The sequence below is a fragment of the Sphingomonas sp. C3-2 genome (assembly GCF_033025475.1).
Lineage (GTDB): Bacteria > Pseudomonadota > Alphaproteobacteria > Sphingomonadales > Sphingomonadaceae > Sphingobium_A.
The window spans coordinates 872,808-887,598 of sequence record NZ_CP130322.1; the positions used below are offsets into that span (position 1 = coordinate 872,808).

Annotated in this window: 15 protein-coding genes; 13 read left to right on the plus strand and 2 right to left on the minus strand. The window is 64.3% G+C overall.

Features of this window, described 5'->3' with window-relative positions; all coding sequences use genetic code 11:
- From QYC26_RS04230 to QYC26_RS04285, 12 genes are all read left to right on the plus strand, one after another.
- On the plus strand, positions 1-897 hold the full coding sequence (locus QYC26_RS04230; protein ID WP_317514147.1) for an enoyl-CoA hydratase: 897 nt from the start codon (positions 1-3) through the stop codon (positions 895-897).
- Complete coding sequence (locus QYC26_RS04235; protein ID WP_317514148.1) at positions 897-1,979, plus strand: nitronate monooxygenase; 1,083 nt, start codon at positions 897-899, stop codon at positions 1,977-1,979. The genes QYC26_RS04230 and QYC26_RS04235 overlap by 1 nt, the downstream gene beginning before the upstream one ends.
- A gap of 2 nt (positions 1,980-1,981) precedes the next feature.
- Positions 1,982-2,731, plus strand: coding sequence for an enoyl-CoA hydratase family protein (locus QYC26_RS04240; RefSeq protein ID WP_317514149.1), 750 nt, complete (start codon positions 1,982-1,984; stop codon positions 2,729-2,731).
- A complete protein-coding gene (locus QYC26_RS04245; RefSeq protein ID WP_317514150.1) occupies positions 2,731-3,882 on the plus strand; it encodes an acyl-CoA dehydrogenase family protein in 1,152 nt (383 codons plus the stop codon). Before QYC26_RS04240 ends, QYC26_RS04245 begins: the two co-directional genes overlap by 1 nt.
- Positions 3,883-3,889: 7 nt before the next feature.
- Positions 3,890-4,903, plus strand: coding sequence for an acyl-CoA dehydrogenase family protein (locus tag QYC26_RS04250; RefSeq protein ID WP_317514151.1), 1,014 nt, complete (start codon positions 3,890-3,892; stop codon positions 4,901-4,903).
- A 12-nt stretch (positions 4,904-4,915) separates the two neighbouring features.
- Positions 4,916-6,070, plus strand: a complete 1,155-nt coding sequence (locus QYC26_RS04255) for an acetyl-CoA C-acetyltransferase (RefSeq protein WP_317514152.1) — start codon at positions 4,916-4,918, stop codon at positions 6,068-6,070.
- 44 nt (positions 6,071-6,114) lie between these two features.
- The gene (locus tag QYC26_RS04260) at positions 6,115-7,017 is read left to right on the plus strand and encodes an SDR family oxidoreductase (RefSeq protein WP_317514153.1); all 903 of its coding nucleotides are present in this window, start codon (positions 6,115-6,117) and stop codon (positions 7,015-7,017) included.
- Between the two features lies 1 nt (position 7,018).
- Positions 7,019-8,095: an acyl-CoA dehydrogenase family protein gene (locus QYC26_RS04265; protein ID WP_317514154.1), complete on the plus strand. Its 1,077-nt coding sequence runs from the start codon at positions 7,019-7,021 to the stop codon at positions 8,093-8,095.
- On the plus strand, positions 8,092-9,273 hold the full coding sequence (locus QYC26_RS04270) for an acyl-CoA dehydrogenase family protein (RefSeq protein ID WP_317514155.1): 1,182 nt from the start codon (positions 8,092-8,094) through the stop codon (positions 9,271-9,273). The genes QYC26_RS04265 and QYC26_RS04270 overlap by 4 nt, the downstream gene beginning before the upstream one ends.
- A 17-nt stretch (positions 9,274-9,290) precedes the next feature.
- Positions 9,291-10,073 (plus strand): SDR family oxidoreductase, encoded by a 783-nt coding sequence (locus tag QYC26_RS04275; RefSeq protein ID WP_317514156.1) that lies wholly within the window; start codon positions 9,291-9,293, stop codon positions 10,071-10,073.
- Positions 10,070-10,531: a MaoC family dehydratase gene (locus tag QYC26_RS04280; RefSeq protein ID WP_317514157.1), complete on the plus strand. Its 462-nt coding sequence runs from the start codon at positions 10,070-10,072 to the stop codon at positions 10,529-10,531. Before QYC26_RS04275 ends, QYC26_RS04280 begins: the two co-directional genes overlap by 4 nt.
- 100 nt (positions 10,532-10,631) lie before the next feature.
- Positions 10,632-11,129, plus strand: coding sequence for a thioesterase family protein (locus QYC26_RS04285; protein WP_317514158.1), 498 nt, complete (start codon positions 10,632-10,634; stop codon positions 11,127-11,129).
- On the opposite strand, the gene QYC26_RS04290 is transcribed toward QYC26_RS04285, so the two are convergent.
- On the minus strand, positions 11,126-11,581 hold the full coding sequence (locus tag QYC26_RS04290) for a hypothetical protein (protein WP_317514159.1): 456 nt from the start codon (positions 11,579-11,581) through the stop codon (positions 11,126-11,128). The two genes, QYC26_RS04285 and QYC26_RS04290, sit on opposite strands and share 4 nt — an antisense overlap.
- Positions 11,582-11,701: 120 nt before the next feature.
- On the minus strand, positions 11,702-13,264 hold the full coding sequence (locus tag QYC26_RS04295) for a FadD3 family acyl-CoA ligase (RefSeq protein ID WP_317514160.1): 1,563 nt from the start codon (positions 13,262-13,264) through the stop codon (positions 11,702-11,704).
- Positions 13,265-13,457: 193 nt separating this feature from the next.
- On the opposite strand from QYC26_RS04295, the gene QYC26_RS04300 reads away from it, so the two are divergent.
- Positions 13,458-14,600, plus strand: a complete 1,143-nt coding sequence (locus tag QYC26_RS04300; RefSeq protein WP_317514161.1) for a helix-turn-helix transcriptional regulator — start codon at positions 13,458-13,460, stop codon at positions 14,598-14,600.
- The last annotated feature ends 191 nt before the right edge of the window (positions 14,601-14,791 follow it).

The window sequence follows — 14,791 nt, forward strand, 5'->3', positions numbered from 1 at the left end:
ATGGACGACCTGGTTCAACCGCAAGAGACTGAAGTCATCTACGAAACCGACGAACCTGTTCTCTATCGCGTGGAGAACCGGGTCGCCTGGATCACGATGAATCGCCCGACGTTCAACAACGCCCAGAACAGCCAGATGACCTATGCGCTGGACGACGCGTTCCGCCGGGCGGTTGACGACGACAATGTGAAATCGATTGTGCTTGCCGGTATCGGCAAGCACTTTTCGGCAGGCCACGATATCGGCACCCCCGGTCGCGACGTTACCAAGTCGTTCGACCGCAAGCTGCTGTGGCCCGACCATACGAACAAGCCGGGTGCGGAGTTCCTCTACACCCGCGAGCAGGAAGTCTATCTGGGCATGTGCCGCCGCTGGCGCGACATTCCCAAGCCGACCGTGGCCATGGTTCAGGGCGCGTGCATTGCCGGCGGCCTGATGCTGGCATGGATCTGTGACCTGATCGTCGCGTCGGACGATGCCTTCTTCCAGGACCCCGTTGTCCGCATGGGCATTCCGGGCGTCGAATATTTCGCGCACGCCTTCGAACTGCCGCCGCGCGTGGCCAAGGAATTCCTGCTGCTCGGCGATCGCATGCCCGCAAAGCGCGCCTATGAGCTGGGCATGGTGAACCGCGTCGTGACGCGCGACGAACTGGAAGGCGAAGCCCGCAAGGTTGCCGAGCGTCTGGCGGAAATGCCGCGCCTTGGCCTGTCGCTGACCAAGCAGGCGATCAACCATGTCGAAGACCTGCGCGGCAAGCGCACGGCGATGGATGCGGTTTTCCACATGCATCACTTTGCGCATGCGCAGAACGATCTGGTGACCGGCAACAGCCTGGCCGGCCTGACCGGCAAGTCGATGGCGGCTGCCAACAAGCGCGAGGCGGGCGACAACTGATGGCCGATCCGCTCAAGACAATTCTGACCGAGCGGCTGGGCTGCCGCCTGCCCGTGATCCAGACCGCGATGGGCTGGGTCGCCACGCCGCAACTGGTGATCGCATCGAGCGAAGCCGGTGCATTCGGCTTCCTCGCAGGCGCAGTGATGCAGCCCGCCGAACTGGAAAACGCGATCAAGCAGGTGAAGGCCGGCACGCGCCATGCCTTCGGCGTCAATTTCCACATGTTCCAGCCCGGTGCCGCAGAGATCGTCGAGATCATCCTGAAGCACCGCGATCAGGTTCGTGCCGTCAGCTTCGGCCGCGGCCCGGATGCCAAGATGATCGGCCGCTTCAAGGATGCCGGCATCCTCTGCATCCCCACCGTGGGCGCGGTGAAGCACGCACAGAAGATGGTGCAGCTGGGCGTCGATATGGTGACCGTGCAGGGCGGCGAAGGCGGTGGGCACACCGGTTCGGTGGCCTCGACCGTGCTGCTGCCGCAGGTTCTGGACGCAGTGAACGTTCCCGTGGTGGCCGCTGGTGGCTTTGGCGATGGACGCGGCCTCGCCGCAGCGCTCGCCTTTGGCGCGCAGGGCATCGCTATGGGCACCCGTTTCCTGATGACCCGCGAAAGCCCCATCCCCGACGCCACCAAGGCGCGCTACGTCAAGGCCGGCACCGACGACATCCTGGTATCGACCAAGGTGGACGGCATGCCGCAGCGGATGATCCGCAACAGCCTGCTCGACCGGATCGAACGCTCGACCGGCATTGGCATCTGGCGCCGCGCGATCGAAAGCGGTTTGCAGATGAAGCGCCAGACCGGCGCCTCGTTCGGCGAACTGTTTCAGGCGGCCAAGGGCATGACCAGCCATGGCGGGTTGACCCTGCCGCAAGCGATGATGGCGGCTTCGGCCCCCATGCTGATCCAGAAGGCGGTTGTGGACGGCGATCCCGAACACGGCCTGATGGCCACCGGCCTTGTTGCCGGCCGACTGAACGAACTGCCGAGCTGTGCCGAACTGCTCAGCAAAATCGAAACCGAAGCACGGGCCCGCATCGGCGCGCTCTGCCCCACTCAAGCAACGGAAACGGTCTGACCATGCCGATCCATACCGTAATCAAGGACCGTATCGCGGAAATCGTCTTCGACGTACCGCCGGTCAACGCGTTCGACAGCACCACCTGGAACAGCCTGCCCGCGATCATCAAGGAAGCCGGCAGCAACCCCGAGGTGCACGTTGTCCTCATCCGCGCCGAAGGCCGTGGTTTCTGTGGCGGCGTCGACATCAAGGAAATGCAGGCGCATCCGGAGCGCATCACGCTCCTCAACCGCGGCAACTACCTGACGTTCAAGGCCGTGCGCGACTGCGAAGTTCCCGTGGTGACCGCCGTGCACAAGTTCGTGATCGGCGGCGGCATCGGCATCTGCGGTGCATCGGACACGATCATCGCCTCGGACGACGCCTATTTCTCGCTTCCCGAGATCGATCGCGGCGCCATGGGCGGCGCATCGCACATGTCGCGCATGCTGCCGCTCCACAAGGTGCGCGCAGCCTTTTTCACCGGCGGCAACATCCCCGCACAGGAAGCCTACCGCCTTGGCGCGGTTGAAAAGGTTGTCCCGCGCGAAACGCTGGAAGAAGAGGCCCGCGCCTTTGCCAGCATCATCGCCAGCAAGTCGCGCAAGGCGCTGGTGATCGCCAAGGAAGCGCTGAACGGCCTCGAGCCGCGCGATGTCGACCATGGCTACCGCTTCGAGCAGGGCTTCACGCTCGAAATGTACATGCACGAAGACAGCCAGAAGTCGCGCGACGCGTTCGTCGAAACCGGCAAGGCGGCCAGCTTCTGATGGAACTCAACTACACCCCCGAACAACAGGCCTTTCGCGCCGAAGTCCGCGCATGGATGGAAGCGAATGTGCCCAAGGAACCGCTCGTCACGCTGGAGCGTGAAGAGGGTTATCACCAGCATGTCGAATGGGAGCACAAACTCGCCAGCGGCAACTGGGGCATGGTCACCTGGCCGGAAGCCTATGGCGGCCGCGGGCTGGACCTGATCCAGTGGCTGATCTTCGAAGAGGAATATTACCGTGCGGGCGCGCCGCTGCGCGCCAACCAGAACGGTATCTTCCTTCTCGGCCCGACGATCATGGAATTCGGCACCGACGAGCAGAAGGCCCGTTTCCTGACGCCGATGGCGAAGGGCGAAGTGATGTGGGCGCAGGCCTGGTCCGAACCCAATGCCGGTTCCGACATGGCGGCGATCACCTCGAAGGCCGTGCGCGACGGTGACCATTATGTGCTCACCGGCCAGAAGACCTGGTCCAGCCGCGCAAGCTTTGCCGACTGGGGCTTCGGCCTGTTCCGCACCGATGCGGAGTCGAAGCGCCACAAGGGCCTGAGCTTCATCCTGTTCGACCTCAACGCCCCCGGCGTGACGCGCCGCCCGATCCGCCAGCTCCACGGCGATCCGGGCTTTGCCGAACTGTTCTTCGACGAAGTGCGCGTGCCGGTGGAAAACCGCATCGCGGGCGAAGGCGAAGGCTGGAACGTCGCGATGGCAACCGCCGGTTTCGAACGCGGCCTGATGCTGCGTTCGCCTGCCCGCTTCCAGGCGGCGGCCGAACGCCTCGTCAAGCTGTTCCGCGAGCATGAGGACAAGGCATCCCCGGCCGCACGCGAGCAGGTGATGCAGGCATGGATGGATGCGCAGGCCTATGCGTACAACACCTATGCCGTCGCATCGAAGATTATCGCCGGCGGCCATATCGGCGCCGAGGCGAGCCTGAACAAGATCTTCTGGTCGGAGCTGGACCGCGCGGCACACCGCACGGCGATGCAGCTTTTGGGTGCCGCCGCGGAAATGCGTCATTTCCCCTGCGGTTCGCTCAACACCTGGCTCGAAGGCTATATCTTCTCGCTGTCGGGCCCGATCTATGCCGGCTCCAACGAGATCCAGCGCAACATCATCGCCGAGCGTCTGCTCGGCCTGCCGAGGTAATCCGGCCATGGATTTCACGCTTTCCGAAGACCAGCTGACGCTCACCGAATCCGTGCGCGACTATCTGACCGGGGTCCACGGCCCCGAGCAGCTCCGCGCGCTCGATGCGAGCGAAAGCCGCCGTTCCGATGCCGTCTGGCAGGGCCTTGTCGAAATGGGCCTGCCCGGCCTGCTCGTTCCCGAAGCACAGGGCGGCCTTGGCCTCTCGCTGCTCGACGCCGCACTGATCGCAGCCGAACTCGGCCGCGCAGGCGTTGCCGAGCCGCTGGCCGATACCGCGCTGGTCGCTGCCCCCGTGCTCGCCAAGGCCGGTGACCATGACGATCTGCTGCAGGCGATCGCCACGGGCGAAGCCAAGGTGGCGCTGCAGCACCCCGCCAATTTGTGGGTTGCCGATCTGAAGGGTGCAAGCCACCTGCTCGCCGCCAAGGGCGACGATCTGGTCGTGGCCCCCTTTGCCGGCGATGCCACCCCGCTCGATAGCGTCGATCCGCTCCGCCGGATCTATGCGCCGGTCGACGCCGATGGCACCCCCGCCGGCAAGGCAGACGATCTGCTGAACCATGCCGCGCTGATTTCGGCAGCCCAGCTGGTCGGCACCGCCGACGCGATGCTGGCGCAGGCGACCGAATATGCGAAGAACCGCAATCAGTTCGGCCAGCCCATCGGCAGCTTCCAGGCGGTAAAGCACCACCTGGCCAGCGCCGTGGTGAAGATCGAATTCGCCAAGCCCGTGCTGCAGCGCGCCGCAATCGCGCTGGCCGAGGGCAATCCCAACGCCGCCGTCCATGTGAGCCACGCCAAGGTAGCCGCAACCGACGCCGCCTGGGCAACCGGCGAGACCGCGATCCAGGTGCACGGCGCCATGGGCTACACCTATGAAGTGGATCTCCACTTCTGGATGAAGCGCGCATGGGCGCTTGGCGGCGCCTGGGGCGACCGCACCTTCCATCTCCGCCGCATCGACGCCGCCGTGATTGGCGGAAGCCTTCCGATCGGCCCCGGCCACAGCTTCGCATAAGGAAAAGACGAAATGGCTGAAGCCTATATCATCGACGCCGTCCGCACCCCGATCGGCCGCAAGAAGGGCAGCCTTGCCCAGGTTCACCCCGCCGATCTGGCCGCACACCCGATCAAGGCGCTGATCGAGCGCACCGGCATCGACCCCAATCTGGTCGACGACGTCGTCTGGGGCTGCTGCGACACGATTGGCCCGCAGGCGGGCGATATCGGCCGCACCGCATGGCTGGTCGCCGGCCTGCCCGAGCATGTTCCCGGCACGACGATCGACCGCCAGTGCGGTTCGTCGCAGCAGGCCGTGCACTTCGCGGCTCAGGGCGTGATGAGCGGAACGCAGGATCTGGTGGTTGCCGGCGGCAGCCAGGCGATGAACGCGATCCCGATCTCGGCCGCGATGTTCGCCGGTCAGCCTTATGGCTTCGACAGCCCGTTCATCGGCGCCAAGGGCTGGGACGCGCGTTACGGCACCGAAGAGATCAACCAGATCAAATCGGCCGAGATGATCGCCAACAAGTGGAACCTGAGCCGCGAGGCGATGGAACTGTTCGCGACGGAATCGCACCGCCGCGCACAGGCCGCGATCGACAATGGCTGGTTCAAGAACGAGATCGCACCGCTCGAAGGCCTTGAGCAGGACGAAACCGTTCGCCCGACGACCACGCCCGAGGGCCTTGCCACGCTGAAGACGGTGAACGAAGGCGGCGTGATCACCGCCGGTATCGCCAGCCAGAACTGCGACGGCGCCGCCGCAATCCTCATTGCTAGCGAAGCCGCGGTAAAGGCGCATGGCCTGAAGCCCCGCGCCCGCATCCATCACCTGTCGGTTCGCGCCGACAACCCGATCTGGATGCTCACCGGCCCGATCCCCGCGACCAAGTACGCGCTGGAAAAGGCAGGCATGACGATCGACGACATCGACCTGTTCGAATGCAACGAAGCCTTCGCCTCGGTCACCATGGCGTGGATGCAGGAACTGGGCATCCCGCACGAAAAGGTGAACGTGCAGGGCGGCGCGATCGCGCTGGGCCACCCCATCGGCGCAACTGGCGCACGCCTGATGACGACGCTGCTCGGCGCGCTTGAGCGCACCGGCGGCCGTTTCGGCCTGCAGACGATGTGCGAAGGCGGCGGCCAGGCCAACGTCACCATCATCGAACGACTTTCCTGACGGACGCGGCAGCGACCGGACGACCAGAGACGAGAGGGATTTCCATGGGTATTTGCGACGGACGTACCGTCATCATCACCGGCGCGGCGCGCGGCCTTGGCCGCTCCTACGCGCTGGCATTCGCGGCCGAGGGCGCCAATGTCGTCGTCAACGACATCGGCACCAGCCTGTCGGGTGAAGGCCGCGACACCTCCGCCGCCGACGGCGTGGTGGCCGAAATCAAGGCAGCCGGCGGCAACGCCATCGCCAATTACGAAGACATCACCGACTGGGATGCCGCCAAGCGCATCGTGGACGCCGCCGTCGAGGCATTTGGCGACCTGCACGTCGTCGTGAACAATGCCGGCATCGTGCGCGACCGCATGTTCGTGTCGGCGACGCTTGAGGAATGGGATGCGACGATGCACGTCCATCTGCGCGGCCATTTCTGCGTCAGCCGCCATGCGGTGGATTACTGGCGCGCGCAGCAAAAGGCGGGCAAGGCCGTCGATGCGCGCATCATCAACACCACCAGCGGTGCCGGCCTTCAGGGCTCGATCGCGCAGGCAGCCTATTCGACCGCAAAGGGCGGCATCGCCGCGCTGACGCTGGTTCAGGCCGCCGAACTCGGCCGCTATGGCATCACCGCCAACGCGCTGGCCCCCGCGGCGCGCACGCGCATGACCGAAGGCGCCTTTGCCGACAAGATGGCCGCCGTCGAAAGCGGTTTCGACGTGCAGGATCCGGACAATATCGCGCCGACCGTCGTCTATCTGGGCTCGGCACAGTCGCGCAACGTGACGGGCTGCGTCTTCGAACTCGAAGGCGGCCGGATCACGCTCGAAGACGGTTGGGACCTGGGTGCCACGGTAGACAAGCAGGCGAAGTGGGCGCCGTCCGAAGTGGGCGCGGCGGTCGACAAGCTGATGGCCGATCGCAAGGCTCCCCGTAAAGTCTGGGGCAGCTGAGATGCGGTTCGCCTTCACCGAAGAACAGGCGATGATCGCCGAAACGGCGAAGGCGTTCTTCGCTGAAAACGCCACAAGCGAGCGCACGCGCGCGGCAATGGCCAAGACCGGTGTGGACGATGCCCTTTGGGGCGCGTTCACGCAGGAGCTGGGCCTTGCCGGCGTCGCGGTGTCCGAAAGCTTTGGCGGGGTTGGGCTCGGCATGGTCGAGCTGGCCATTCTTGCAGAAGAAGCCGGCCGGAACACCGCCACCCTTCCCTTCCTGTCCAGCCTTGGGCTTGCCGCATCGGCGATCCAGGCGGGCGGATCGGAAGCGCAGAAGCAGCGCTGGTTGCCCAAGCTGGCCTCGGGCGAGCTGATCGCAAGCTTTGCGATCGCCAATGCCGAAGACACGCCCGGCGCAACGCTGGGCGACGGGATGCTCACCGGCGCGGCACTGCATGTGCCGCACGGCGCACGCGCCGACCTGTACGTGGTGGCCGCGCATAACGGCGTCGCGATCGTCGAACGCAGCGCGCCGGGGCTGAGCGTCACCCCGCTCACCACCATGGACCAGACGCGCCCCTATGCCCGGCTGGATTTTGGCGGTGTTGCCGCCGAAGCGCTTGCCGATGGCGATGCAGGCCTGAAGGCCGCGCTTTCCGCGGGCTGCCTGATGATCGCGGCGGATTCGCTGGGTGGTGCGCAGGCGTGCCTTGAACGCACCGTCGCCTATGCACAGGAGCGCGTTCAGTTCGGCCGCGTGATCGGCAGCTTCCAGGCTGTAAAGCACCGGCTGGCCGACATGATGGTGGAAATCGAGCAGTCGCGCTCAGCGGTTTACTGGGCTGCTTGCGCGATGGACGAAGGCTCGGACGAGGCCGCAATGGCCGTGCATGCCGCCAAGGCCTTTGCATGCGACACCTATCAGAAATGCGCGGGCGAGATGATCCAGCTGCACGGCGGGATCGGCTTCACCTGGGAACATGACGCGCATCTTTATTTCAAGCGCGCCCGCAGCAATGCGAGCCTGCTCGGCACGCCCGACTGGCACCGCGAAGAAGTGGCGAAGCTCACCGGATTGGACGAAGCTGCATGAAACTGGGATTTTCCCCTGAAGAAGAAGCCTTTCGCGCCGAAGCCGCCGCGTGGCTGCAGGCCGAGCTGAACGGCCCCTTCGCCGATGTGAAGGGCGTGACCAGCCTGACCGAGCACCCCGAACGCCGCCGCGATTGGGAAAAGCGCCTCGGCGAAGCCGGCTGGAGCTGCGTGGGCTGGCCCAAGGCCTATGGCGGCCGCGATGCGACGCTGGCCGAGCAGGTGATCTTTGCCGAAGAATATGCGCGCGCGGGCGCCCCGCCCCGCCTGAACCATATCGGTATCGAACTGGCTGGCCCCACCATCCTTGCTTTTGGCACCGATGAGCAAAAGGCCCGTTTCCTTCCCGCCATCGCCAAGGGCGAGGAAATCTGGTGCCAGGGCTATTCCGAACCCAATGCCGGGTCGGACCTTGCCAATGTGCGCACCAAGGCCTGGCGCGAAGGCGATGAATGGGTGGTCGAAGGCCAGAAGGTCTGGACCAGCCTGGCCCAGTTTTCGAACTGGATCTTCGTCGTGGCGCGCAGCGAAGAAGGCTCGAAGGGCCCCAAGGGCCTCTCGTTCCTGCTCGTTCCCGTCGATCAGCCGGGCGTTGAAGTGCGCCCGATCCACCAGATCACCGGCGAGGCAGAGTTCAACGAAACTTTCTTCGACGGCGCACGCACCAAGGCTGAGAATATTCTTGGCCAGCCGGGCGACGGCTGGAAGGTGGCGATGGGGCTGCTCGGCTTTGAACGCGGTGTTTCGACGCTGGCGCAGCAAATGGGCTTCCGCAACGAGCTGGACGCGGTGATCGACGCCGCGCGCCGCAACGGCCAGGCACGCAATCCCGTCATCCGCCAGCGCATCGCGCACGCCGAGATCGGACTGAAGCTGATGCGTTACGGCGCGCTGCGGATGCTGACCGATGCGGAAGGCGGCAACCTCAACCCGTCGGCGCTGACCTACAAGATCCAATGGGCCAGCTGGCGCCGCGATCTGGGTGAGCTGGCGATGGATGTGCTTGGTATCGCCGGTGAAACCGTGACGGGTGAGGACTATGCCTTCCCCGCCCTGCCCAATCTGTTTCTCTATAGCCGCGCCGACACGATCTATGGCGGCACCAACGAGATTCAGCGCAACATCATCGCCGAGCGTGCGCTTGGCCTGCCGCGCGAACCGCGCGGTGACCTGAAATAAGACAAGGGAGACTGACCGTGCCGAGACCGGCCCCCGAATATACCACCCCGACCGGCCTGCTGAAGGGCAAGACCATCCTGATCACCGCCGCCGCCGGCAGCGGCATCGGTGGTGCGGTGGCGCAGCGCGCAGCCGAGGAAGGCGCCACGCTTTTCCTGTCCGACATGCATGAACGCCGCCTTGGCGAAACCGCAGACCGGATCGCGAGCCTCGGCTTCGCGCGTCCCGGCACGCTGGTGTGCGATGTCACCAACGAGGAACAGGTCCAGACGCTGGTCGCCACCGCGATCAAGGACATGGGCCATGTCGATGTGCTGATCAACAATGCCGGCCTTGGCGGCGCCGCACCCGTCGTCGAAATGACCGATGACCAGTGGCACAAGGTGCTCGACGTCACGCTGACCAGCGTGTTCCGCATGACGCGCGCGATGCTGCCGCACATGTACGAACGCCAGAAGGGCGCGATCGTCAACAACGCCTCGGTCCTCGGCTGGCGCGCGCAGAAACTGCAGGCGCACTATGCCGCCGCCAAGGCAGGCGTGATGGCGTTCACGCGCTGTTCGGCGCTGGAAGCCGCCGAGCACGGCGTGCGCATCAACGCGGTTTCGCCCAGCCTTGCCATGCACGCATCGCTGTCGAAGGTAACCCCGCCGGGCCTGCTCGAAGAGTTGACCGAGAAGGAAGCCTTTGGCCGCTACGCAGAGCCCTGGGAAGTCGCGAACGTGATGCTGTTCCTCGCCAGCGAACTTTCCACCTACATGACCGGCGAAGTCGTCTCCGTATCGAGCCAGCAGGCATGAGCGTGCGCGTCTTCGCAACGCCCGGCGAACTGCTGGGCGCTGTCGGCGAGACGTTCGGCCCGACCGAATGGGTTGCGATCGAGCAGGACCGGATCGACCAGTTCGCGCAGGCGACCGACGATCACCAGTGGATCCATGTCGACCCGGCCAAGGCCAAGGACGGCCCGTTCGGCGGCACGATTGCGCATGGCTATCTGACCATGAGCCTTGTCAACCGCTTCCTGCCCGAGATGATCGATGTGCAGGGCATTTCGATGGGCGTGAATGTCGGCGTCGACCGGCTGCGCTTCATGAACCCGGTTCGTTCGGGCAGCCGCATCCGCGGCGTCGGTGAACTGGTGAAGGCGGAAGAAATGAAGGGCGGCATCCAATCCGTCGTTCGCGTGACGATCGAGATCGAAGGCGTAGAAAAGCCCGCCTGCGTGGTCGACACGATCAGCCGCTATTTCCCGGCCTGATATCAGATGGCCCGGCGTATCCACGCCGGGCCATTCGGCCGAACACGGGGCCACGGCGCCCATCCCCTTACAGCCCGGCGCCTCATATGAGTTCGATGCCATGGTGCTGACCTCCCTGCCGTTCCAGCAATATGAAACCATCGTCGGTGCGCAGTGGATCGACGTCAACGATCATATGAACGCGCGCTTTTACAGCGATGTGATCTATGAGGCGCATGCGCTGCTGACCACATATATCGGGCTGGGCGACGACTATGTCGCCGCCACAGCTTGCGGCAAGGTCGTCGCCGAAAGCCATCTGATCTATGAGCGCGAACTGCGCAAAGGCGCACGGATCGGGGTACGATCCTGGCTGCTGGCGGTGGACGAGAAACGCCTGCATTTCGCGCACGAACTGCTCAACCTCGACGAAGGCTACCGCGCGGCCTTTGCCGAGCAGCTGGACCTCCATATCGACCTGACCGCAAGGCGCGTGGCGCCTTTACCCGAGGCGCTCAGAAACCGACTGCAGACGCTCAGCAAAAGCGCGGACGCAGCCAGGGCGGACCTGCCTGTCGGTCGTGCGGTGGGCATGCCGAGCCGCTCCAGCGCCGCTTAGAGGCCTTCTCCGCCGCTGAGGCGCTGTGCGTCACCTTGCAGGATGCGCAGGACATCGTCGGCGCTGTGATGCCCCTTGCAGTCGGATTGGACGACGGTCCGCAGCTTGAGCGCCATGGCGGCCATGGAGGGTGCCGGGGTTTCGAGCATTTCATCGACCGCGCGGTTGACCGCATCGATCAGATCCTCGTGCCGTTTGCGCACGGGTTCGAGCGCCGCCAGCGCCTTGTGCATCTGGATCTGCGCGAGCGAACCTTCCTTGAGCTGCGATTCCCCCGGCCATTTGGCGCGAACGGCAGCAAAGGCACGCTGCGCGGGATTGAGAAATTCGAATTCGAAGCCACGCAGGTCAGCCAGCGCGTTTTCGTGCGCGGCGATCACCGTCTTCCACTTGCTCAGGCTGATCGGCGCAGTCTGAAAGGCTGCCCGCGTGGTGTGATAGACTTTCATCATCCCCGCACTTTCCCAGGCTTCATGGCCAGTGAATAATGCGCAAGGCGATCTTGCAATAAGGGCTTCCGGTCTGCGCGACCGGAAGCCCTTATTGAGCGACAAATTCCTTAACGGATCGTATCAGCCGGCGTTTTCATCGCGCAGCATGAATTTCTGCACCTTGCCCGAGGCGTTGAGGGGCAGCGCCTCGCGGATTTCGACCTGACGCGGCACCTTGTAGTTCGCCATATTCTCACGGCACCAGGCGATGATCTCTGCCGGGGTGGCCGATGCGCCGGGGCGCAGAACGACATAGGCCTTGGGCACTTCGCCAAGGCGCTCATCAGGAACACCGATGACCGCCGACTGCATGACCACCGGATTGGCGGCGAGCAGGCCTTCGATCTCGGCCGGATAGGCGTTGAAGCCGCCGACGATGAAGATGTCCTTCGCGCGGTCGGTGATCTTCACATTGCCGCGCGCATCCTGCACCGCGATATCGCCAGTGCGCAGCCAGCCATCGGCGTCGATCGCCGCCTCGGTGGCGGCAGCATCATTGAAATAGCCCTGCATGACATTGTCGCCGCGTACAAGCAGCTCGCCTGCCTCGCCGGTGGGGACAGTGTTGCCTTCACCGTCGACCAGTTTCACCTCGACGCCGTCGACCGCGCGGCCTGCGGTGTTGGCGATGGTTTCGGCATCGTCATCGGCGCGGCACATGGTGACCGTGCCGCAGGTTTCGGTGAGACCATAAGCGGTGACCACCAGATCGATGCCCAGCTTTTCCCACATTTCGTGGATGAGCGTGACAGGCACCGAGGCGGCCCCCGTCATCGACAGACGCAGCGACGAAATGTCGCGCGCGGTGTAATCGGCGGCGAGCAGGCTCTGATAGATGGTCGGCGGCCCGGGAAGGATCGTGACCTTTTCCTTCTCGATCCGCTCAAGCACGCCGTTCGGATCGAACATGCCGTGCGGCAGCACGGTGGCACCCGCGAGCATCGCCGCGAGCCAGCCGGCCTTGTAGCCGAAGGAATGGAAGAAGGGATTGATGATCAGATAGCGATCATCCGGCCCCATGCCGAGCGTGCGGCCATAGCCGATATAGAGACGGACATTCTGGCCGTGGATGGTGACCGCACCCTTGGGGTTGCCGGTGGTGCCCGAGGTAAAAAGGATGTCGCAGATCTGGTTTTCGTCGATCCCGTCCATGCGGCGATCGACTTCTGCCTGATCCACGGCGTCGCCCGCCTCGAGGAAAGCGTTCCACCGGGTGCCGCCGCTTTCGCCGTCGAGCAGCACGGTCCCGGTCAGATTCGGCAGATCCTCGTTGGCGAGCATCTGGGGATAATCCATGCCCAGAAAGTTCGACACGGTGACCAGCAGCTTGGCGCCCGAGGTGTTGAGGATGTAGCCCGCTTCACGCCCCTTCAGACGCGTGTTGAGCGGCACGATCGCGCCACCGGCAGCCTGCGCGCCGAGCGTGGCGATGATCCATTCGATCGAATTGGGCGCCCAGATCGCGACGCGATCGCCGGGCTGAAGCCCGGCGGCGCAGAAACCGGCGGCCGCGCGGCGCACCAGCGCTTCCAGATCGCGATAATAGACGCGCCTGCCATCCTCGCCGCGAATAGCCTCGACATCGCCATGGCGACGGGCTGCTTCAAGGATCTTGTGGGGGATGGTAAACTTGCTTTCAGACACCGACCGTCTTCTCCTGGCCAGACCAATGGCCAAGGATGCCCGCACCCCCGCCATAGGCCCTTCAGTTTCCGTTTGTGTCTGCGTGAAACGCTGGCGTCCAGTTCACAACCCCTATACGGGGATGGCACGGGGACGCGCCGCAAGGCCCAAGCCCCGGGTCGCAACATGAAGCATATGGGATAAAGCGAAAACGATGCGGAGCGTGGAACCGCTGGCGGAAGTCGATGAACTGGTGACCCTGATCTATCAGGGCCCTCTGGAATCGCAGCCCTGGCAAGGATTTCTCGAGGCCTTGAGCCGCCGCATGCGCTGCACCAGCGCAGCCATCACGCTGCGCGTGAGCCGCCAGGGCACCCCGCCGCTGATCATCTGGGGCCCGCCCCCCGCGATCGCGGAAAAGGAAGCCCGGCTGGTGAATCAGATCCATGCCGAACTGGGCGATCATGATCCGCTGGCGAACGCATTGTCCAAGCCGGGCGACATATTCACGCTGAGCGAAGTGATTTCGGACGAAGAGCTTCAGAACAACCGCTTCTTCCGCGAGATCATGCAGCCTTACGGCATCGCCTATGAGCTGGGCATGTATATTTCCGAACCGGGCGGCTGGGGCGGCAATGTCGGCCTGACCAACGGGCCCGATGCCGAAGATTTCACCGAAGCGGACAAGCAGGTGCTGATCGCGCTGCGCCCGCATCTGGAACAGTCGCTCGCGCTGTTTTCGCGCATCCGCCGCGACGAGACCGAATTGCAGGTGATGATCGACACGCTCGACCGTCTGACCATCTGCACCTTCATTCTCGATGGTTCGGGGCGCATCCTGCGCACCAACAGCGCGGGACGCCAGCTGATGAAATCGAACAAGGCGATCCGCGCCGCCGACGAACGGCTGGTGCTGGCCAACAAGGCCAGCAATGCGCAGTTGCAGAACCTGATCGGCAAGGCGATCGAAACCCGGCGTGCGGGCGGCCATTTCACCGAAGCGCTGCGCGTCGAAGGCGATCTGGACCGGCATCTCGGGGTGCTTGTCCGCACCATCGAAACGCCGACGCCCCATGCCAATGATGCCGCCCCCGCCGCCGTCATCTATGTCTCTGGCCTCGGCAACACCCAGCCGCTGGAACGACTCGTCAGCCAGATTTTCGACCTGACCCCTTCAGAGGCGCATCTCGCGGCATTGCTGGCGACCGGCCTCAGCCTGGCCGAAGCCGCCGAAAAGCTGGAACTGACCGAAAATACCGTCCGCAGCTATTGCAAGACGATCCTGAGCAAGACCGGCGTCAGCCGTCAGGCGGATCTGGTGCGGTTGATCCTGCGCAGCGTGGCCGTTCTGGGATAATCCAGAAAAGCCACGCAAAAGCGAATCACTACACTCATTTTACTGCCAATTGCGTAAATCCACCTTGCCACTCCATCGCATCGTTGCGATAGTTCTGGAATGGAGAGCGATATAAGGCACCTATCGGGTTATAAGACCCGAGCCATGGCGACAGCTGCCAGACCCATAATGATCGGCGCCCACGCCGACAC